The organism is Streptomyces sp. NPDC056061 (assembly GCF_042266885.1).
Lineage (GTDB): Bacteria > Actinomycetota > Actinomycetes > Streptomycetales > Streptomycetaceae > Streptomyces.
In genome coordinates this window covers 1-19904 of the sequence record NZ_JBHJWQ010000006.1, presented here as the reverse complement: position 1 = coordinate 19904, position 19904 = coordinate 1, and the positions used below count along the sequence as shown (strand labels likewise).

The 19904-nt window shown below is 72.7% G+C and carries 15 protein-coding genes; 12 read left to right on the top strand and 3 right to left on the bottom strand.

Going from position 1 to position 19904, the window contains the following annotated elements; translation table 11 throughout:
• Positions 1 to 60: 60 nt before the first annotated feature.
• From ACFC79_RS11670 to ACFC79_RS11645, 6 genes are all read left to right on the top strand, one after another.
• Positions 61 to 2820 (top strand): lantibiotic dehydratase, encoded by a 2760-nt coding sequence (locus ACFC79_RS11670; protein ID WP_376238348.1) that lies wholly within the window; start codon positions 61 to 63, stop codon positions 2818 to 2820.
• Positions 2817 to 3911: a lantibiotic dehydratase C-terminal domain-containing protein gene (locus ACFC79_RS11665; protein WP_376238345.1), complete on the top strand. Its 1095-nt coding sequence runs from the start codon at positions 2817 to 2819 to the stop codon at positions 3909 to 3911. The genes ACFC79_RS11670 and ACFC79_RS11665 overlap by 4 nt, the downstream gene beginning before the upstream one ends.
• Complete coding sequence (locus ACFC79_RS11660; protein ID WP_376238342.1) at positions 3908 to 5053, top strand: M50 family metallopeptidase; 1146 nt, start codon at positions 3908 to 3910, stop codon at positions 5051 to 5053. The genes ACFC79_RS11665 and ACFC79_RS11660 overlap by 4 nt, the downstream gene beginning before the upstream one ends.
• A 55-nt stretch (positions 5054 to 5108) precedes the next feature.
• Positions 5109 to 6098: an ABC transporter ATP-binding protein gene (locus ACFC79_RS11655; RefSeq protein ID WP_376238339.1), complete on the top strand. Its 990-nt coding sequence runs from the start codon at positions 5109 to 5111 to the stop codon at positions 6096 to 6098.
• 98 nt (positions 6099 to 6196) lie between these two features.
• The gene (locus tag ACFC79_RS11650; protein ID WP_376238337.1) at positions 6197 to 6952 is read left to right on the top strand and encodes an ABC transporter permease; all 756 of its coding nucleotides are present in this window, start codon (positions 6197 to 6199) and stop codon (positions 6950 to 6952) included.
• Entirely contained in the window at positions 6949 to 8922 is a 1974-nt protein-coding gene (locus ACFC79_RS11645) for a TOMM precursor leader peptide-binding protein (RefSeq protein WP_376238335.1), read from the top strand. Before ACFC79_RS11650 ends, ACFC79_RS11645 begins: the two co-directional genes overlap by 4 nt.
• A 138-nt stretch (positions 8923 to 9060) precedes the next feature.
• Here the strand turns inward: ACFC79_RS11645 and ACFC79_RS11640 are convergent, their stop codons facing one another.
• Positions 9061 to 9237: a thiazolylpeptide-type bacteriocin gene (locus tag ACFC79_RS11640; protein ID WP_359213941.1), complete on the bottom strand. Its 177-nt coding sequence runs from the start codon at positions 9235 to 9237 to the stop codon at positions 9061 to 9063.
• A gap of 245 nt (positions 9238 to 9482) precedes the next feature.
• Here ACFC79_RS11640 and ACFC79_RS11635 point away from each other — a divergent pair, with 245 nt between their 5' ends.
• Both ACFC79_RS11635 and ACFC79_RS11630 read left to right on the top strand, forming a co-directional pair.
• Positions 9483 to 10769 carry an amidohydrolase gene (locus ACFC79_RS11635; RefSeq protein ID WP_376238333.1) on the top strand — a complete coding sequence of 429 codons (1287 nt, stop codon included), beginning with the start codon at positions 9483 to 9485 and terminating at the stop codon, positions 10767 to 10769.
• Positions 10766 to 11041 (top strand): hypothetical protein, encoded by a 276-nt coding sequence (locus tag ACFC79_RS11630; protein WP_376238330.1) that lies wholly within the window; start codon positions 10766 to 10768, stop codon positions 11039 to 11041. The genes ACFC79_RS11635 and ACFC79_RS11630 overlap by 4 nt, the downstream gene beginning before the upstream one ends.
• Positions 11042 to 11255: 214 nt before the next feature.
• Here ACFC79_RS11630 and ACFC79_RS11625 read toward each other — a convergent pair whose 3' ends face one another.
• Positions 11256 to 12254: a helix-turn-helix transcriptional regulator gene (locus tag ACFC79_RS11625; protein WP_376238328.1), complete on the bottom strand. Its 999-nt coding sequence runs from the start codon at positions 12252 to 12254 to the stop codon at positions 11256 to 11258.
• Positions 12255 to 12971: 717 nt separating this feature from the next.
• Here ACFC79_RS11625 and mfd point away from each other — a divergent pair.
• A complete protein-coding gene (gene mfd, locus ACFC79_RS11620; RefSeq protein ID WP_376238325.1) occupies positions 12972 to 16505 on the top strand; it encodes a transcription-repair coupling factor in 3534 nt (1177 codons plus the stop codon).
• 57 nt (positions 16506 to 16562) lie between these two features.
• Here the strand turns inward: mfd and ACFC79_RS11615 are convergent, their stop codons facing one another.
• Entirely contained in the window at positions 16563 to 16964 is a 402-nt protein-coding gene (locus ACFC79_RS11615; protein ID WP_376238323.1) for an ATP-binding protein, read from the bottom strand.
• Between the two features lie 148 nt (positions 16965 to 17112).
• Between ACFC79_RS11615 and ACFC79_RS11610 the strand changes: the two genes are divergently transcribed.
• From ACFC79_RS11610 to ACFC79_RS11600, 3 genes are all read left to right on the top strand, one after another.
• Positions 17113 to 17655, top strand: a complete 543-nt coding sequence (locus ACFC79_RS11610; RefSeq protein WP_376238322.1) for a GntR family transcriptional regulator — start codon at positions 17113 to 17115, stop codon at positions 17653 to 17655.
• Positions 17652 to 18431 carry a GntR family transcriptional regulator gene (locus tag ACFC79_RS11605; protein ID WP_376238320.1) on the top strand — a complete coding sequence of 260 codons (780 nt, stop codon included), beginning with the start codon at positions 17652 to 17654 and terminating at the stop codon, positions 18429 to 18431. Before ACFC79_RS11610 ends, ACFC79_RS11605 begins: the two co-directional genes overlap by 4 nt.
• Positions 18432 to 18997: 566 nt before the next feature.
• Positions 18998 to 19783: an HNH endonuclease family protein gene (locus ACFC79_RS11600; protein WP_376238922.1), complete on the top strand. Its 786-nt coding sequence runs from the start codon at positions 18998 to 19000 to the stop codon at positions 19781 to 19783.
• The last annotated feature ends 121 nt before the right edge of the window (positions 19784 to 19904 follow it).

The following is a 19904-nucleotide window of genomic DNA, read 5'->3' as shown; positions in this document are numbered from 1 at the left end:
TGAGCACGCCCGCCCCGTGAGCACCACCAGACGACCGGAACGAGAAGGGGAGACCCCGCCATGACGCCGGACCACCCGGCCACCGCCGCACCCGCGGCCGTCACCCGCCCCCGCTTCATGCTGCGGGTCGCCGGGCTGCCGGTCGACAGCGTGCGGGGCCTGCGCTGCCCGGACAGCCGACGCTGGGCCGACGACGTCCTGCACACCACCGAGCGGGTGCGCGCCGACGGCGAACGGCTCGGCGACCTGCTCCACGACCTCGTCGGCGGCAGCGACGACGAGACGCTGCGCCGCACCCTGCTCGCGCTGCGCCGCGACATCTTCAACAACCGGCTGCCCCGCCCGGAGGCCGTCGAACGGGCCCTCGCCCTGGTGCGCGGCCTCGGACCGGCGGGCGACGCGGCCGGGGAGGCGCTGACCGGCTGGCTCGCCGCCCGGCGCCGCCTGGAGGAGCAGCGGGCGGCGGGCGCCGCCCTGCTCGCCGAGGAGACCGCCCGCGCCCGCGGACACCTGCGCGCCCTGGCGGGGGAGGAGCGGCTGCGCAGGGCGCTGCCGCTCGCCTCCCCGGTCCTGGACGCGCAACTCGACACCTACGTGCGCTCCGACGCCGCCGTGCCACCGGACAAGAAGCAGCGCAAGATCGAGCGCTCGCTGCTCTCGTACCTGTACCGCACGGCGTGCAAGACCAGCCCGTTCTCCACCTTCACCGGGGTCGCCCTCGGCACCTTCGGCGAGGGCGGCGAAGGCGGCGGGGAACAGAGCCTGCGGGTCCGGGTCGAGGACGTGTGGGACGGCCGGCTGCGGCTGAACGTCGCCGCCGTCGGCCGGCTCACCGAGGCCGTGATCGCCGACCCGGTGCGCCGGGCCGACCTGCCGGTCGCTCCGGCCTCCGGCTGGGGCCGCGACGACGACCGGGTCCGCTACGTGCGGCGCTGGGTCACCCAGGGCGACGAGGACACCGCCGTCACCTTCGACGCGGTGAAGGACCGGCTGTTCTTCCTGCGCCGCAGCGGCACCCTGGAGCGCCTCCTCGGCCTGTTCGAGGAACGCGGCACCCTCCGGTACGGGGAACTCGCCGACTGGCTCGCGAAGGACCGGGACGCGGACCCCGAGGAGTGCGCCCAGTACCTCCGGGCGCTCCTCGACATCGGCATGGTGCAGGTGCCGTGCCTGCGCACCGAGGTCCACGACACCGACCCGCTGCGCGCCCTCCAGCACTCGCTGCGCGATCTCGGCCGCCCCTGGGCCGGCCGGCTCGCCGACCGCCTGGAGGAACCGGCGTCCGGCATCGAGCGGTTCGCCGACGCGGATCCGGCCGAACGCCGTGCGCTGATGGGCGAGTTGCGTTCCTCGCTGCGCACCCTCCAGGAGGAGGAACTCGGCGTGGACGGGGCGCGCGTCCCGCAGACCCTCCTCTACGAGGACGTGGCGGCCGGACGGCACACCGAACTGTCCGCCTCCGCCTGGGAGCAACTGGCGGCCGGACCGCTCGGCGCGGTGGAGCGGGTGCTGCCCGCCTTCGACCTGACGCTGCCGCAGCGCATCACGTTCAAGGGGTTCTTCCTCGCCCGGTACGGGCGTGGCGGGCGCTGCGACGACCTGCTGAAACTGGTCCACGACTTCCACGAGGACTTCTTCGACCAGTACATGTCGTTCACCGCGAAGCGCACCACGTTCGACGCGGACGGCAGCTACGTCCCCGAGGAGAACTGGCTCTCGCTGCCGCAGCTCAAGGCGCTCGACACCGCCCGGCAGACCTTCGTGGAGCGGATGCGTGCCCTGTGGGCGGCCTGGGAGACGAACCCGGGGGACCGGTCGGGGCCCGGTGACGCGGAGATCCGGGTGGACGACGCCCTCCTGGACGAGGTCGCCGCCGAACTCGCCACCGTGCGCGGTGAGTTCGCCCCGCTCGCGCACCATGTACAGATCGCCGACCGGCCCGGTGATCCGCTGGTCGTGCTCAACCGCTCCTACGGCGGGGTGTCGTTCCCGTTCAGCAGGTTCACCCACCTCTTCGACGGCCTCGACGAGCAGCTCCTCGCCGCCACCGCGGACCTGCTGCCCGACGGCGCCGTCCTGGCCGAGGTCACCGGCGGGCCCGTCACCAGCAACCTCAACCTGCACGGCCGGCTCACCGAGTACGAGATCGTCTGCCCCGGCGAGCGCGGCACCCTGCCGGAGGGGAACCGGATCCACCTGGACGACCTCCACCTCGTCCACGACCGCGACACCGACCGCCTGGTGCTGCGCTCCACCCGGCTGGGCAAGGAAGTGGTGCCGGTCTACCTCGGCTACCTCGTCCCGCTCGCCCTGCCGGAACTGCCCCGCACCCTGCTCCTGCTCTCGCCGACCTCGATGTCCCCGCTGAACGTCTGGGGCGGCGTCCCCGAGGGCGTGCCGGTGAACGGGGTCACCGGCAGGCCGCGGGTCCGGCACGGCAGCGTGGTGCTCGCCCGGCGCAGCTGGAGCGCGCCCGCAGCCGAACTGCCGCTGCGCGCACCGGCCGACGCGGACGACGCGTGGTTCCTGGGCTGGCACGCGTTCCGCCGCGCCCACGGGCTGCCGGACCGGGTCTTCGCGACCGTCGCCGACAGCGGGGCGCGGGGCGCGACCGGCGCCAAACCCTCCTACGTCGACTTCGACAGCCCGCTCTCGCTGGCCGCGTTCGAGGCCCTGATCAAGACGACCGGGGCACGGGTCGTGTTCCGGGAGATGCTCCCCGACGAGGACGGCCTGCACACCGTCTCCGGCCGGGGCCGCCACGTCGCCGAACTCGCGGTGGAGACCGCCGCCCCCGCCGAAAGGAGCAACCCGTCATGAGCACAGCGCCGCCCACGCCGGCCGCCACCGGGACCGACCGGGCGGGGGCCTGGCAGGCCACGCACGTCTTCTACGCCGCCAACCCCCGCCCCATGCTGACGCAGTGCGTGCGCCCGCTGATCGAGGAACTGGAGGCGGACGGCCTGATCGACGGCTATTTCTTCATCAACTACTGGCTGGAGGGGCCGCACGTCCGGCTCCGGATCAAGCCCGCCGCCCCGGAGGCGGAGGCCGAGGTCCGGCGCCGGACCCAGGCGGCGGTGGACACGTTCCTGACCGAACGCCCCGCCCTGTACGAGGTGGACTCCGGCTTCCTCAACGACTTCTACAACACCCTGTTCGACATCGAGTTCCCCGGTGCCGAACGCGGTCACTACACCGACGAAGCGGGCCGCATGCGGCTGCGCCCGAACAACTCGCGCAGTGCCGAACCGTACGAGCCGGAGTACGGCAAGTACGGCGGACCGGCCGGGATCGAGCTGGCCGAATGGCACTTCCGGCACTCCAGCGACCTGGTCATCGACGCGTTCCGGACAAAGAACCTCCATCTGCGCACCGTGCTGCTCGGCACCTCCGCCCAGCTGATGATGGTGATGTCGGCCGCGTTCCTGCCCGACCGCACGGAACTCGCCGGCTACCTGGACAGCTACTACGAGTTCTGGCACAAGGCGTTCCCGGGCACCGGCTTCATCGGCAGCGACGAGTACGACCGCAACTACGCCGCCATGGCGCCCGGCCTGGCCTCCCGCTTCGCCCGCATACGCGCCGCCGTCGCCGAACCGGCCGAACCGGGGGACACGGCTGTCGGGACCGGTGGGGACGACCCGGCGCGGCTGCCCGGCTTCCTGGCCGGATGGGCCGAGCACTGCGCCGAACTCCGGCGACGAGCAGTGGAGCTGACGCTCAACGGGGATCTGGTGTTCCGGTCCTGGGACGGGGAGCGCGACGAACGGGTCACCGATCCGGCGGTCGCGCTGCCGCTGCTCCTCTCGCCATACATGCACATGACCAACAACCGGCTGCATGTGACCATCCGCGACGAGGCGTACCTCGCGCACGTCCTGGGCCGGGCGCTGAGGGAGCCGGGATGAGCGCCGCCCCGCCCGGGGCCGTCGAGGGCCTCGCCGAGTACCGGCCCGAACTGGGCCCGCAGGTCCTGCTGAGCGACGCGCTGCTGCACGGCGCGGCGACGGTGCATCTGATCAAGGACACGGTCGGCGGCGGCTCCTTCAGGGTCGGACCCAAGGAGCACTTCCTGATCGCCCGGATGGACGGAAGCCGCAGCCTGGCGGAGATCGGCGAGGAGTACGCGCGGGAGTACGGCCGCAGGCTCGACGCCGCGCGCTGGCAGCAGATCCTGCGGATGCTGGGCACGCGCGGGCTGCTGGCCGGGGCCCCCGCCCGCCCTGCCGACGGGCCGGCATCCGCCCCCGCGAGGTCCGCCGGGCGCACGGACCCGGAGCGCGGGCTGCTGCGCGGCAGCATCCGGCTGGTCGCCGACGCGGACGCCACCACCGACCGGCTGCACCGGGCGGTCGGCTTCCTGCTGGCGCCCGGCTGGCTGGTGCCGCTGCTGGCGCTGGTGCTGGCGATGGAGGCGGTGGTCGCCCTCCGGGCTGGCGAACTGCTCGATGCCGCAAGGGAGTTGTTCGCCAATCCGGTGCTGCTGGTGGGAACCGCCACACTGCTCTGGTTCAGTACCGCGCTGCACGAACTGGCCCACGGGGTGGTCGCCCGGCACCATGGCGGCACGGTGGCCGAAATTGGACTGCGGTGGCGGCTGCCCGTGATCATCATGTATTGCACGGTCGACAACTACCTCTATCTTGGCTCCCGTTGGCAACGCATCCAGACGGCACTGGCCGGCGCCGTGATGAACTTGCTGTTCCTGCTCCCGTTCTGCGCACTGTGGCTGTTCGCCCCCCTGGACGCCGCCACCCATGACGCACTCGGCGCGCTGCTGCTCCTGGGCAGCGTGCAGGCACTGGCCATGCTCGTCCCGCTCCCGCCGCTCGACGGCTACCGCATCGCCAGTCAGCTGTGCGGGGCCACCGAACTGGCCACCTCGACCGTCGCCCACCTGCGTCTCACCGTCCGCCGCGACCCGGCCGCGGCGGACTACCCGCGCCGCGCCCGGATCGCGTACCGCGTCTACGGACTGGTCGCGGTGCTGGTGCCCGCCGCCGTCCTGGCCGCCCTCGTCGCGGCGGCCCACCATCTGCTCACCACCTGACCCCCGCAGGCCCGACCCACCAGAACGCCGATCAGCGGCGCACAAGGAGAGTTCCATGACCCCCACCGCCCCCTCCGCCTCCCCGGGGAACCAGGCAGGCCCGGACGACGACCGGTCCGCGCCCGCCGTCGCCCTCGACGGCGTACGCAAGACGTACGGCGACCGGCACGCCGTGGACGGGGTGTCGTTCACCGTGCGGCGCGGCGAGTTCTTCGGACTGCTCGGCCCCAACGGGGCGGGCAAGACCACCCTCGTCGAGATCATGGAGGGGCAGCGCCGGGCCGACTCCGGCACGGTCACCGTGCTCGGCACCAGCCCCTGGCCGCGCAACCCGGCCCTGCTGCCCCGGCTCGGCGTGCAGACCCAGACCTCGGCGTTCTTCGTCCGCCTCACCGCCCGCGAACACCTGCGCACCATGGCCGCCCTCTACCGGACCGACGACGCGGCGGCCGACCGGGCCCTGGCCTCCGTCGGCCTCACCGAGCAGGGGGACGTCCGGGTGGACGACCTCTCCGGCGGTCAGCGCCAGCGCCTCGCCATCGCCTCCGCGCTCGTCCACGAACCCGAAGTGATCTTCCTGGACGAGCCGACCGCCGCCCTCGACCCGCAGGCCCGGCGCGCGCTGTGGCAGGTGCTGCGCGACCTCAAGGGCGAGGGCCGCACCATCATCTACACCACCCACCACCTCGACGAGGCCGAGGCCCTGTGCGACCGCGTCGCCATCATGGTCGACGGTGCCGTCGTCGCCCTCGACAGCCCCGCCCACCTCATCGCCGCCGCCGCACCCACCACCCGGCTGGTCGTTCCCGACGACCGGATCACCCTCGCCCAGGCACGGGCCATCGAGGGGGTCGACGCCGTCACCGAGGAGCCCGGCGCGCTGGTGCTGGAAACCCTCGAATCCGGCAAGGTGCTCGCCGCGATCGACGCACTCGCCGGTCTCCGGGGCGTCCAGACGCGCACCGCCGACCTGGAGGACGTCTACCTCGCGCTCACCGGCGCCCCGGCCGACACCTCCGGCGCCCCGGACGCGCCGGGCCGGTAGCGGTCGCCGGACCGCCGCACCCCCGGCGACCGGGCCGCCCCCGCCCGCCGCCCCCACCCCCGCAACGATCCCCAGCAGTGATACGGAGACACCCCTCGATGAGCGCATACGCGGCGCTGAGCAAGGCCGGATACCGGGCCTACACGCGCGACAAGACCACGCTCTTCTTCACCTTCGCCTTCCCGCTCATCTTCCTCGTCGTCTTCGGACTGATCTTCCACGGGAAGACGGTCGAGGAGAGCGGCCTGCCCTACATCAACTACATCGCCCCCGGCGTGCTGTCCTGGGGCGTCGGCAACGCCGCCGTGTTCGGCGTCGGCTTCGTCCTCATGCAGTGGCGGCGCGACGACATCCTGCGCCTCATCCGGATGACCCCGACGCCGGTCTCCGCCGTACTCGCCTCCCGGTACGTCCTCGCGCTCGGCATCGGCGCGGTCCAGGCCGTGGTCTTCGTGGCCGTCGCGCTGCTGCCCGCGTTCGGCCTCCGGCTCGACGGCCGGTGGCCGCTGGCCCTTCCGGTCCTGGTGCTCGGCATCACCGCGTTCCTCGCCCTGGGCGTCATCGTCGGCAGCTACGCCAAGACCCCCGAGGCAGTCGCCGCCGTCGCCAACTGCCTGATGATCCCGATGGCGTTCCTGTCCGGCTCCTTCTTCCCGCTGGACGCGATGCCGGACTGGATGCAGAACCTCTCCCGGGTGCTGCCGCTGCGCTACCTCAACGACGGCATCTCCGGCGCCCTCACCGGCGGCGGCACCACCGGCGACATCGGCCTCGCCTGCGTGGTCCTCACCGGCTTCGCCGTCGTCCTGTGCGCGATCGCGCTCAAGACCTTCCGCTGGAGCGACAAGTCATGACGACGGCGACCGCCCCCGCCACACCGCCGGTGCGCGGCGAGACCCCGCTGGAAGCGGCCCGCGCCGCCCTGCACGACGCCCTCGCCCGCCGCCACCGGGAGCTTCCCGACCCGGCGGGCCTGCCGGCGCCGTGCGTCGTGCCGCTCGGCGCCGCCGACACACTCGGCTTCGGCAGCCCCGACCCGTACGTCGGCCTCCGCCCGGCCGCCAACGTCCAGCTCACCTCCCGCGCCGTACTGATCGGCCCCTGGGGCGGCGAGCCGGGAACCACCGCCTGCGGACAGTGCCTCGCCATGCGCTGGCAGCGGCTGCGCAGCCGCTCCGAGCGCGAGGCGCTGGAGCTCGGACGGCGCCCGGAAGGCGCCGTCCACTGGCCGGTCCTCACCGACTACGCGACCGACGCGGTCTGGGCCCTCTACCGCGCGGTCCTCGGCGGCGGCCACGACCTGCCCGACGCCACCCCCGCCGACCGCGCCCTGCCCCGGGTCAGCCGGATCGACCTGGTGACCCTCGCCACCGCGACGTTCCCGATCCTGCCCGAACCGCTGTGCCCCTCCTGCGTCCAGGAGGTTCCCGACACCGCCGACGCGGCCCGCATGCACCTCGGCCCGACCCCGAAACCGGACCCGGACGGCTACCGGCTCCGGCCGCTGTCCTCCTACCCCCTGCCGACCGCCGCGCTCGTCAACCCGGTCTGCGGCACCCTCGGTTCGGACCTCTGGATCAACCCGACGTCCACCACCACCGCACCCGCCGCCGGCACCCACTTCGTCCGCGGCTACGCCGGTCTCAACGACGTCACCTGGAGCGGCCAGGCCAACAGCTACGACACCAGCCGCGTCCTCGCCCACCTGGAGGGCCTGGAACGCTACGCGGGCACCACCCGCAGGCGCGGCACCTCGCCCGTCGTGGACAGCTACACCCGGCTCGCCGACCGGGCCCTGGACCCCGCCGCCTGCGGTCTCTACGCCCCCGAGACCTACGCGAGCGACCCGATGGTCTCCCCGTTCGATCCGGACCGGCCCATCCCGTGGGTCTGGGGCCACTCCCTGCGCGACGACCGGCCGGTCCTCGTGCCCGCCCGGCTCGCCCACTACAGCGCCGGGGTGGAGGCGGACAACTTCGTCTTCGAATGCTCCAACGGCTGTGCCACCGGCGGCAGTCCCGAGGAGGCGATCCTCTACGGGCTGCTGGAGATCGTCGAACGCGACGCCTTCCTGCTGGCCTGGCACGGCCGGACCGCGCTCACCGCGATCGACCTCACCACCTGCCGGTCCGCGGCAGTCCGCAGCATGATCGACCGGGCCGGGCTGCACGGCTACGACGTCCACGCCTTCGACACCCGGATGGACCTCGCCGTCCCCGTCGTCACCGCGCTCGCGGTGCGCCGGGACGGCGGATACGGCACGCTGTCGTTCGCCGCCGCCGCCGGATTCGACCCGGAGGCGACCGTCGAGTCCGCGCTCTCCGAAGTCCTCACCTACATCCCGCACCTGCCCTACCAGGTCGCCGAGCGCCACACCGAACTCACCGCCATGGCAGCCGACTTCACCCGGGTGCGGCAGCTCAAGGACCATGCCCAGCTGTACGGGCTGCCCGAGATGGCGGAACACGCCCGGGAGTACCTGGAACCGGTCGCCGTGCGCCCGCTGGCCGACACCTTCGCCGACTGGCAGCCCCACCGCCCGCGCACCGGGGACCTGCTGGACGACCTGAACCTGCTGCGGGACCAGCTCGTCGCCGCCGGACACGACGTCATCGCCGTCGACCAGACCACCCCGGAGCAGCGCCGCATGGGCCTGCACACGGTCGCCGCCCTCGTCCCCGGGCTGCTGCCGCTGGACTTCGGCTGGGCCCGGCAGCGCGCCCTGCTCATGCCCCGGCTGCGCACCGCGCCGCGGGCCGCGGGCAGACGGGCCGACGACCTGCCGGAGTCCGCGATCAAGCGCGTCCCGCACCCCTTCCCGTGAGCCGCGGGATCGCGCCGGTGACCGGTGAATCCGGGCCGGTGACCGGTGCGTCCGGGCCGACAGCACACAGGCCCCCTCCGCGCTCACGGCACGGAGAGGGCCTGCGGTCCGGCGAAGAACGCGCGACCGGTGAACAGGTCAGGCGCTGCAGGAGGTGGTGCTGGTGGTGCTGGAGCAGGTCGAGGTCGAGGAGCAGGACGTCGAACCGGCCAGCACGACCTCCGCGGCGTCCGAGTAGTCCGAGATCTCGAAGGTCTCCGACTCCAGCTCCAGGATCTCGTCGGCGAGGGTGGCGAGCTCGGTCTTGGGGGCCATGGTCTTCTCCCTTGGGTCCCGGGGACGGGCCGGCGGCTCCGGCGGCGTTCCCCTGCACTGACTCCATTGCAACGGGCGCCACTGTCAGATCGGCCGCGGTTCCGCTGTCAGACCGCTGGCACCCCCTGACAGCGGAACGCCGCATTCCTGAAGCCGGGGCGGCGCAGGCTGACGCAGCCGGCCCCACACGTGCCCGGCGGGCCGGGACGACCACCGGCCCGCCCAGCGGAACGAGGTGAGATGACATGCAGGAGACACCCGCATCCCCACCCGGCCCCCCGCCCCCGGCCCCGGCCCGATCCACGACCCCCGCGGTGTCGCGAGAGGTCCTGCGCCCGGCGCTGGAGCTGTACCTCGACGCGCACGCGCACCCGGAGCTCTCCGGGGCGGAGCGGCGCACCTCGGACCTGCTCGCCGCCGGGCTGGAGAGGAGCGGCTGCGAGGTCGCCCGGAAGGTCGGCGGCGGTCACGGTCTGGTCGGCGTCCTGCGCAACGGGGCCGGCCCCACGGTCATGCTCCGCACCGAGCTCGACGCCCTCCCGGTCACCGAACGCACCGGCCTCGCCTACGCGAGCACCGTGCCGGGCGTGATGCACGCCTGCGGTCACGACCTCCATCTCGCCGCGGTCGCCGGGGCGGTGGACGAGCTCGCCCGGACCCGGTCCGCGTGGCGCGGCACGGTCCTGGTGGCCGGCCAGCCCGCCGAGGAGACCCTGACCGGCGCCCGGGACATGCTGGCGGACGGCTTGTACGAGCGGTTCGGCACCCCGGACGCGGTCCTCGCCCAGCACACCTCGCCAGCCCCCGCCGGCACCCTCGCACACGCCGCGGACTTCCGTGCGCCGCTGATGGCGGCGAGCGCGGCGGTGGACGTCACGCTCCACGGGCGCGGCGGCCACGCCGGGACCCCGCACCTCACCGTCGACCCGGTCCTCACGGCGGCGGCGACCGTGCTGCGACTCCAGTCCGTCGTCGCGCGGGAGACCGCGCCGGCCGAGCACGCGGTGCTGACCGTCGGCGCGCTGCGCGCCGGGGGCCCCGGCAACGTGATCCCGGACACGGCGGAACTCTCCCTGTGCATAAGGGCGTTGTCCGAGTCGGCGGTCGAGCGGATGACGGCCGCCGCGCTGCGGATCGTGCGCGCCGAATGCGCGGCGTCCGGTTGCCCGGGGGATCCGGACTTCACCGTCACCGCCCGGTCGCCCGCCCTGCTGACCGACGAGGCCGCCACCGTCCGTGTGCGCCGGGCGCACGAGGAACTGCTCGGCCCGGAACGGGTCGTCGGCTGCGGCCCGCTCACGGCCACCGAGGACTTCGCCCGGTTCGGTGCCGGGGGCGTGCCGACGGTGTACTGGATGCTCGGCGTCACGGGGGCGGGGCAGTGGCGCCGGGCCAGGGACGGCGGGCCCCCGGTGCCGCCGAACCACGCACCGGAGTTCGCCCCCGACGTCCGTACCGCTCTGCCCACCGGCATCGCGGCCCTGGTGTCGGCGGCGAGGCGGATGCTGGCCCCGGAAGGCGGCCCCCGGTGACCCGCCGCCGGGAGGAGACGGTGCCCGGCACCGGCCACATCGACCTGGTCGCCGTCCGCCGCGACGGTGCGGCCGCGACCGGCGAGACCACCGTCGTACGGCTGCTGAGCCTGCTTCCCGCCCACTGGACGTGCACCCCCCGGTCGGTGGGCCCGGACCGGATCACCCTGCGCATCGCCCTGGACGGCGGTGTCGACCGGGGCACGGTCCGCCTGGCCGTCGCCGGTGCCCTCGCCGACCGGGCACTGGACGGCTGGGCGGAGGAGCCGTGAGCCCGTCCCCGCGAGGGCTCCCCCGGACGACCACGCACCCGGCACGCGCGTCGCGGGGACGGTCACGGGCATCGCGGGGACGGTCACGTGCGTGGCAGGGATGGTCGCGCGCGTCGCGGGAACAGCCACGCGCGCGTGCCCGCCGCGTGCACCGCACGGGCCGCCGCACCCGCCGCCGCGGGCACCGCGCACCGCGCTCGGATCCGGCGGCGCCTCAGATCCAGCCGCGCTCCCGGGCCAGCAGCGCGGCATGGGCGCGGCTCGCGGCGCCCAGGGTCTGCATCAGATCTGCCACGTGCCGCCGGTACGTCCGCACCGAGACACCGAGTTCGCGTGCGCCCGCCTCGTCCTTGCCCACGGTGCACATCGACACCAGTACCCGGCGTTCGGTCTCCGTCAGGTCGTCGTCCGGTGCCTGCTCGTCCTCGGCGCCCGCCCGTCCCAGATCGTCCGCCTGGTCCCAGATCTTCTCGAAGAGGGCGATGATGTTGCGCACCAGGCCGCTGCGGTGGGCCAGCAGGGCGCCGCGCGAGGTGTCGTGCGGGTCCAGCGGCACGAGCGCCGCCCTGCGGTCGTAGACCAGCAGGCGTTCGGCGCTGTGCTCCGTCACCCGGATCATCGCCCCGTTCTCGGCGAGCTCCCGCAGGTAGGCGGCGGTCGCCGGGTCCCGCAGCGCGGCCCGGATCACCACGTTCCGGATCTTCACGCCGCGCCGCAGACACCGCAGGTCCAACGGGCGCGAGCGGGCGATGTTCTCCGGTGACAGCTTGGTGTACGGCTCCACGGACAGGATCTCGTCCCTGGCGAAGAAGGCGAGGTCGTCGATCCGGTTGCGGATCTGCGCGAGCCCCTCCAACTGCTCGATGCCCGGCGGAGGCGGTCTTCGCGCCCCCTGCTCCGCGCGCAGGCCGTCGACGACGTGCCGGGACCGGGTGACGCGCTGCAACTCCTGGTGCAGCGCGTGCAGACGCAGATCGATGAGCCGGCTCACGGCGACTTCGGGATCGGCCGGGAAGACGCGCAGATCGGGCCCCTCGGGGTGGAGGAGCCCCAGTTCCTGGAGCCGGGCGACGTGGGCGCGCGCGGCCCGCGGGTCCGTGTGCAGCAGGAGATGCAGATCATCGGTGGAGGTACCGGGATTGCGCAGGAAATGCCGGTAGATGTCCTCCTCGGCCTCCGAGACTCCGAACACGGACATCTCGTTGTCGCCCACGTGCGCCCCCGCTGCCTGGTCCCTGCGCGGCCGCGCACTCCCGGGGTCGCCCGTGAGCACTGGTCTGCGGCCGTCGTACTGACTGTCCGTGCAACTGTTTGTGGAATCTTTCGGCCAAAGAGTAGACGCTGAGATCATGTCTGTGAGGATCCCGAACGCAACTGTGTGCGAGACGGAGATGAACGGTGCGCGTCCCGCGACGAGCGGCCCCGCATACGCGACGGGCGGTCCGGTCCGGGCGACCGCCGGTATCGGGGCCGCCGCCCGGCCCGTGGACCCTCCGGCGGATTCCGGCCACGACACGGGCGGGACGCCCGACGCGGTCGCCCGCCGCCCGGTGCCGTGGCCGTCGAGACGTCGGCCGGGATCCGGTCACATGTGTCCGTCCGGGGCGATTGCGGGCGCGGCCGTCACGGCGGAGTCGTAGGCTGGTGGTCCCCGGCCCGCCGGGGGTGGCTCCTGGATCATGCCGGGCCCGGCCCGCGAGGGCGTGACGGCGCGAGGACGGGCACGCACATCCGTGACGTCCGCGTTCTCCGGTTCACGTGCGCGTCCCGGTCTCCGCCGCGGGCGGTGCGCACCGCCCGCGCTCCCCGGTCCGGACCGGTCCGACCCGGAAGCCGCCCTCCCGCACGTGTCGGGTCCTTCGCGTTGCCCCGACCCCTGGCAGCAGCCGGCTGCCGGTACCCTGCCTCGTTACCCGGACGGAAGCCCTTCATGAGTCTGCACGGTCTGCTGGATGTCGTCGTACGTGACCCGGCACTCTCCGAAGCGGTGAAGGCCGCGGGCGACGGCCACCGGATGCACCTCGACCTGGTCGGCCCGCCCGCCGCCCGCCCCTTCGCCGTGGCCGCCCTGGCCCGCGAGTCCGGCCGGACCGTGCTCGCCGTCACCGCGACCGGCCGGGAGGCGGAGGACCTGGCCGCCGCGCTGCGCACGATGCTGCCGCCGGACACCATCGCCGAATACCCCTCCTGGGAGACCCTGCCGCACGAACGGCTCTCGCCCCGCTCCGACACCGTGGGCCGCCGCCTGGCGGTGCTGCGGCGGCTGGCCCACCCCAGCACGGACGACCCGGAGACCGGCCCGGTCAAGGTCGTCGTCGCCCCCATCCGCTCGGTGCTCCAGCCGCAGGTCAAGGGGCTCGGCGACCTGGAGCCCGTCGCGCTGCGCACCGGGCGGAGCGCCGATCTCGGCAGCGTCGTCGACGCGCTCGCGGCAGCCGCCTACTCCCGGGTCGAACTCGTCGAGAAGCGCGGCGAGTTCGCCGTGCGCGGCGGCATCCTGGACGTCTTCCCGCCGACCGAGGAACACCCCCTTCGGGTGGAGTTCTGGGGCGACGACGTCGAGGAGATCCGCTACTTCAAGATCGCCGACCAGCGGTCGCTGGAGGTCGCCGAACACGGGCTGTGGGCGCCGCCCTGCCGGGAGTTGCTGCTGACCGACGAGGTGCGCGGCCGGGCCGCCGCCCTCGCCGAACAGCACCCGGAGCTCGGCGAACTGCTCGGCAAGATCGCCGAGGGCATCGCGGTGGAGGGCATGGAGTCCCTCGCCCCGGTCCTCGTCGACGACATGGAGCTGCTGCTCGACGTGCTGCCCGCCGGGTCGATGGCGCTGGTCTGCGACCCGGAGCGGGTCCGGACGCGGGCCGCCGACCTCGTCGCCACCAGCCAGGAGTTCCTCCAGGCGTCGTGGGCGGCGACGGCGGGCGGCGGCCAGGCCCCGATCGACGTGGGCGCGGCCTCGCTGTGGGGCATCGCCGGCATCCGGGACCGGGCCCGCGAGCTGGGCATGATGTGGTGGTCGGTCTCCCCGTTCGCCGCCGACGAGGCCGATGAGGACACCGACACCCTCAAGCTCGGCATGCACGCCCCGGAGGCGTACCGCGGCGACACCGCCCGCGCGCTGGCCGACACCAAGGGCTGGATCGCCGACGGCTGGCGCACGGTGTACGTCACCGAGGGGCAGGGGCTCGCCTCCCGCACCGTGGAGGTGCTGAGCGGGGAGGGCGTCCCGGCCCGCCTGGACCCCGACCTGGGGGAGATCTCGCCGTCCGTCGTCCACGTCTCCTGCGGCGCCATCGACCACGGCTTCGTCGACCAGGAGCTGCGGCTCGCCGTCCTCACCGAGACCGACCTCACCGGTCAGCGCACCGCCACCAAGGACCTGGGCCGGATGCCGGTCCGCCGCCGCAAGACGATCGACCCGCTGACCCTGGAGACCGGCGACTACATCGTCCACGAGCAGCACGGCGTGGGCCGCTACATCGAGATGGTGCAGCGCACCGTGCAGGGCGCCACCCGCGAGTACCTGCTCGTCGAGTACGCCCCGGCCAAGCGCGGCCAGCCCGGTGACCGCCTCTACATCCCCACCGACCAGCTGGAACAGGTCACCAAGTACGTCGGCGGCGAGGCCCCCACCCTGCACCGGCTCGGCGGCGCGGACTGGACGAAGACCAAGGCGCGGGCGAAGAAGGCGGTCAAGGAGATCGCCGCCGACCTGATCAAGCTGTACTCGGCCCGGATGGCGGCCCCCGGCCACACCTTCGCCCCCGACACCCCCTGGCAGCGCGAACTGGAGGACGCCTTCCCGTACGCGGAGACGCCCGACCAGCTCTCCACCATCGCCGAGGTCAAGGCCGACATGGAGAAGTCCGTCCCGATGGACCGGCTGATCTGCGGCGACGTCGGCTACGGCAAGACGGAGATCGCGGTCCGGGCGGCCTTCAAGGCCGTCCAGGACGGCAAGCAGGTCGCCGTCCTCGTCCCCACCACGCTCCTCGTCCAGCAGCACTACGGCACCTTCACCGAGCGCTACTCCCAGTTCCCGGTCAGCGTACGGGCGCTCAGCCGCTTCCAGTCCGAGACCGATTCCAAGGCCACCCTCGAAGGGATGCGCGAGGGCTCCGTCGACCTGGTCATCGGCACCCACCGGCTGTTCTCCTCCGAGACGAAGTTCAAGGACCTGGGCCTGGTGATCGTCGACGAGGAACAGCGCTTCGGCGTCGAGCACAAGGAGCAGCTGAAGAAGCTCCGCGCCAACGTGGACGTCCTCACCATGTCCGCCACCCCCATCCCCCGCACCCTCGAAATGGCCGTGACCGGCATCCGCGAGATGTCGACGATCACCACGCCGCCCGAGGAGCGCCACCCGGTGCTCACCTTCGTCGGCCCGTACGAGGAGAAGCAGATCGGTGCCGCCATCCGCCGCGAGCTCCTGCGCGAGGGCCAGGCGTTCTACATCCACAACCGGGTCGAGTCGATCGACCGGGCCGCCGCCCGGCTGCGCGAGATCGTCCCCGAGGCCCGCATCGCGACCGCGCACGGCCAGATGTCCGAACAGGCCCTGGAGCAGGTGGTGGTGGACTTCTGGGAGAAGAAGTTCGACGTCCTGGTCTCCACGACGATCGTCGAGTCCGGCATCGACATCTCCAACGCCAACACGCTGATCGTGGAGCGCGGCGACAACTTCGGCCTCTCCCAGCTCCACCAGCTGCGCGGCCGGGTCGGCCGGGGCCGCGAACGCGGCTACGCCTACTTCCTCTACCCGCCGGAGAAGCCGCTCACCGAGACCGCCCACGAACGCCTCGCCACGATCGCCCAGCACACCGAGATGGGCGCGGGCATGTACGTGGCGATGAAGGACTTGGAGATCCGCGGCGCCGGAAACCTCCTGGGCGGCGAGCAGTCCGGCCACATCGCGGGCGTCGGCTTCGACCTCTACGTCCGCATGGTCGGCGAGGCGGTGGCCGACTACCGGGCCTCCCTCGAAGGCGGCGTCGAGGAGGAGCCGCCGCTGGAGGTCAAGATCGAGCTCCCGGTCGACGCCCACGTCCCGCACGACTACGCCCCCGGCGAGCGGCTGCGCCTCCAGGCGTACCGGGCCATCGCCTCCGCCAACTCCGAGGACGACATCAGGGCGGTCCGCGAGGAGCTGACCGACCGATACGGCAAGCTCCCCGAGCCGGTCGAGAACCTCCTCCTGGTCGCCGGCCTGCGCATGCTGGCCCGCGCCTGCGGCGTCGCCGAGATCGTGCTCCAGGGCCCGAACATCCGCTTCGCCCCGGTCGAGCTGCGCGAGTCCCAGGAGCTGCGCCTCAAGCGCCTGTACCCCAAGACGGTCATCAAGCCGGCCGTCCACCAGATCCTGGTCCCGCGCCCCACCACCGGCAGGATCGGCGGCAAGCCGGTCGTGGGCCGCGAACTGCTGGCGTGGACGGGGGAGTTCCTGACGACGATCCTGGGCTCTTAGCCCGGGGAGAGCCGTGGCCCTCGGCCCCGCCGGCACACCCGGCGGGGCCGAGGCGTGTCACGGGGCGGGGCGGACGGCGGGCACCCTGAACGCGAGCCACACGGTCTTGCCGACGACGTGGTCGTCGACTCCGAAGCCGTCGGCGAGGTCGTTTACGAGGTACAACCCGCGCCCCGAGCAGGCGTCGTGGTCGGGGCGCCGGACCATTGGCTGCCCCGGCCCGCTGTCACGAACCTCCAGCCGGACCAGTTCCTCACCCCGGCGAAGGCCGACGCAGAACTCGCGCCCCGGCGGTACGCCATGCAGCACCGCGTTGGTGGCGAGTTCTGAGACGCACAGCTTTATGTCCTCGATCAGAGGGTGGAGCTCCCACTCGACGAGGACGCCGGTGACGAAGTCGCGTGAGGCCCCGACCGACGTGCGTCTGCGGGGGAAACGTCGCTGCTTCGACAGGTACACGGTGATTCACCACCTTGCTCACGGGCTGTAATGCGATGGTGGCTGTATCGCTATTCGCGAAAAGCGGCAAGATCTGTGGGGGTGCGGTCGAGTCGCCCACGGTGTGATGCGGCAGATTGGTACGGGATCGGCTGCGGAGGAGAAGGTCATGGGCGGCAGTGAATGGGTCAGCACCTCGGTGCCGTATCTCGCCGAGCCTTCCGGCGCGCGGGGCGACGTGTGGGCCGCGGAGGCTGCCGGGGAGGGGCGCCGGGGCAGTCAGCGCATCGCCGAGGCGGGCGAGGTGGCCGCGCCGGAGGCGGTCGCGGAGCTGCTGGGGGTGCCTGTCGGCCAACACGTCGTCACCCGCCGCAGGATCATGTACCTCGATGACGAGCCGTGCGAGTTGACGGACACCTACTACCCCTTGGGCATTGCGGGCGGCACGGCCCTCGCCGGAACGGCGAAGATCCGGGGCGGGGCGATCAGGCTCCTGGCGGAACTGGGCCACGTCGGCGTACGCGTGCGCGAGGACATCACCGCGAGGCCGGCGACCCGGCACGAGCAGGAGAAGCTGTGGCTGACTTCAGGTGAACCGGTGCTGCAACTGACCCGGCTCACTCTGGACGCCTCGGACCGGCCCATTCAGGTCGACGTCATGGCCATGCCGCCACGGCGTCAGAAGTTGCGGTACGAGATGAGGATCGGATGACTGTGCCCAGACCCGAAACGCATGCTGTCGATCGCCGCTCACTGCACGAGCGGATCGCGGCCGACCTCAGGGACCAGATTCTGAGCGGCGACCTCGCTCCTGGTGCCAGCCTCCCCTCGACCGTGCATCTCAAGGAACGGTTCGACGCCTCCAACGCCACGGTTCAGAAGGCCCTGCAACTGCTCAAGGACGAGAGACTGGTGGTCGGCAGGGCGGGCGCCGCCGTGACGGTCCGGGACCATCGCCAGTGCACCGTTCGCCCGGCCTCGTACATGGCCCCGGCAGGCTCGGGCGAGCCGTACCGCTGGCTGACGGAGAGCGCGAAGAACGGCTCCCGTGCCCGCAGCACCCTTCTCGAAGTCACCGAGTGCGAGCCGCCCGCCGACGTGGCCGAGGCCCTTGGGCTCCCGGCGTCCGGTACTGCACTCCTGCGGCGCCAACTTCTCACCATCGACGACGAGCCGGCCGAACTCGTCTCCTCGTACTACCCGCTGGACATCGTGCGCGGAACGGCGGTGACGGAACGCCGGAAGATTCCCGGCGGCACACCGACGCTGCTCGCCGAGTTGGGCTACCCGCCGCAGCTCAGTGTCGACCGGGTCTCCGCGCGGGTTCCGACGCAGGAGCAGTACCGGGCGCTGCGGCTGCCCGGTGGGTTGCCGGTGCTGCGGACACTGCGCGTGGTCTTCAGCGACGAGCGGCGCCCCATCGAGGCGACCGTCATGGTCAAGGCGGGCCATCTGTACGAGCTTCAGTACGAGTTCACGGCCGGGTGACCTGCCCACGCGGGCTCATCCGGTCGGAACGGTTGCGGACGGTGAACACGAAAGTCGAGTCGACACCATCGAGGCCGCTGCCCGGCGACGCGCCCGGGGCTGTGACGGGACGAGTGAGCAGAGGCGGCGTCGGCGCGGAGTCGTCGCCCTCGCCCGGTCGCGTACTGGGTACGGGCAGCCGCCGGTGATCAACGCGGTGTCGAGGCGGTCGGCGGATCGTTGCCGGCCCCGGTGCTTCGGCGCACTGGGGAAACATTCATTTACGTATCATACCTCGATGCGTGTTACGCAGCGTAATCAATGAAGGCGTAGAGGCAGGTGTCCTCGCAGGGATCGGGTCGGGCGCCGGGTGCCTCCCGGGGTTCGGTCGCGACGCGTCCGGTTCGGGCGGTCGATTCCGGGCTCGTGTGCACGCGCGGGTCGCGAACCGTGTGATTCCGGCCGCACCTCGACCGACGCGCACGCTTGAACGACCGTCAGAAGAGAAGACATCCGTACGATTCCCGCGTTCGGCTTTCTTCCTCTCAGGACGGCTTCGAGTGATATCTCCCCGTGTGTACCGAGTGATGCTGCCCGCGCTCAGCGCGGCGACCGTGCTGGCCCTGGCCGGCTGCGACGTCGAGGAGGGGTCCTCCGGGGCCGGACGGAAGGACGGCGGTTCGCGGAACGGGAGTTCGCAGGGCGGTGGGTCGAACGAGGGCGGCCGGGCCGTCGACGGCTTCGGCGTGAGCCCGTTGGAGAACCCCGACGGGACGAAGCCCGGACTGGCGCCGCTCACCACGGAGGCGGACCGGGCGGCGGGCCGGAAGGTCATCGAGAAGGTCGCGACGAAGCGCCGGGGCGCGAGGACCGGGTACGCCCGCGAGAAGTTCGGCTCGGCCTGGAAGGACACGGTCGACGGGATACCGCTGGCCCGGAACCACTGCGACACCCGCAACGACCTCCTCGCCCGCGACGGCAAGGACGTGAAGCTCCGCTCCGGTTCGGACTGCGTCGTCGTGTCGATGACGCTCAAGGACCCGTACACCGGCACGACCATCGACTGGCGCAAGGAGAAGCCGACCAGAGTCCAGATCGACCACGTCATGCCGCTGTCGTACGACTGGCAGATGGGTGCCTCCCGCTGGAACGACACCAAGCGTCAGCAGATCGCCAACGACCCGCTGAACCTCATTCCGGTCGACGGTCCCGCCAACAACGCCAAGCGGGACTTCGGCCCGGCGACCTGGCTGCCGCCCTACGAACCGGTCCGCTGCGCGTACGCGGTGCGGTTCGCGCAGGTGGCCCTGAAGTACGAACTGCCCGTCACCACCGCCGACAAGACGGCGATGCTGGCGCAGTGCGGCGGCTGACTCCCGGACAACCCCCGGGAAACCCCCCCAACCCCCGGGAAACCCACGGACAATCCCCCCGGACACGGGGCGTACCCCGGTGCGGGAGCGGCCGGTGGGGCGGCGCGGCGGTGTCATCCGC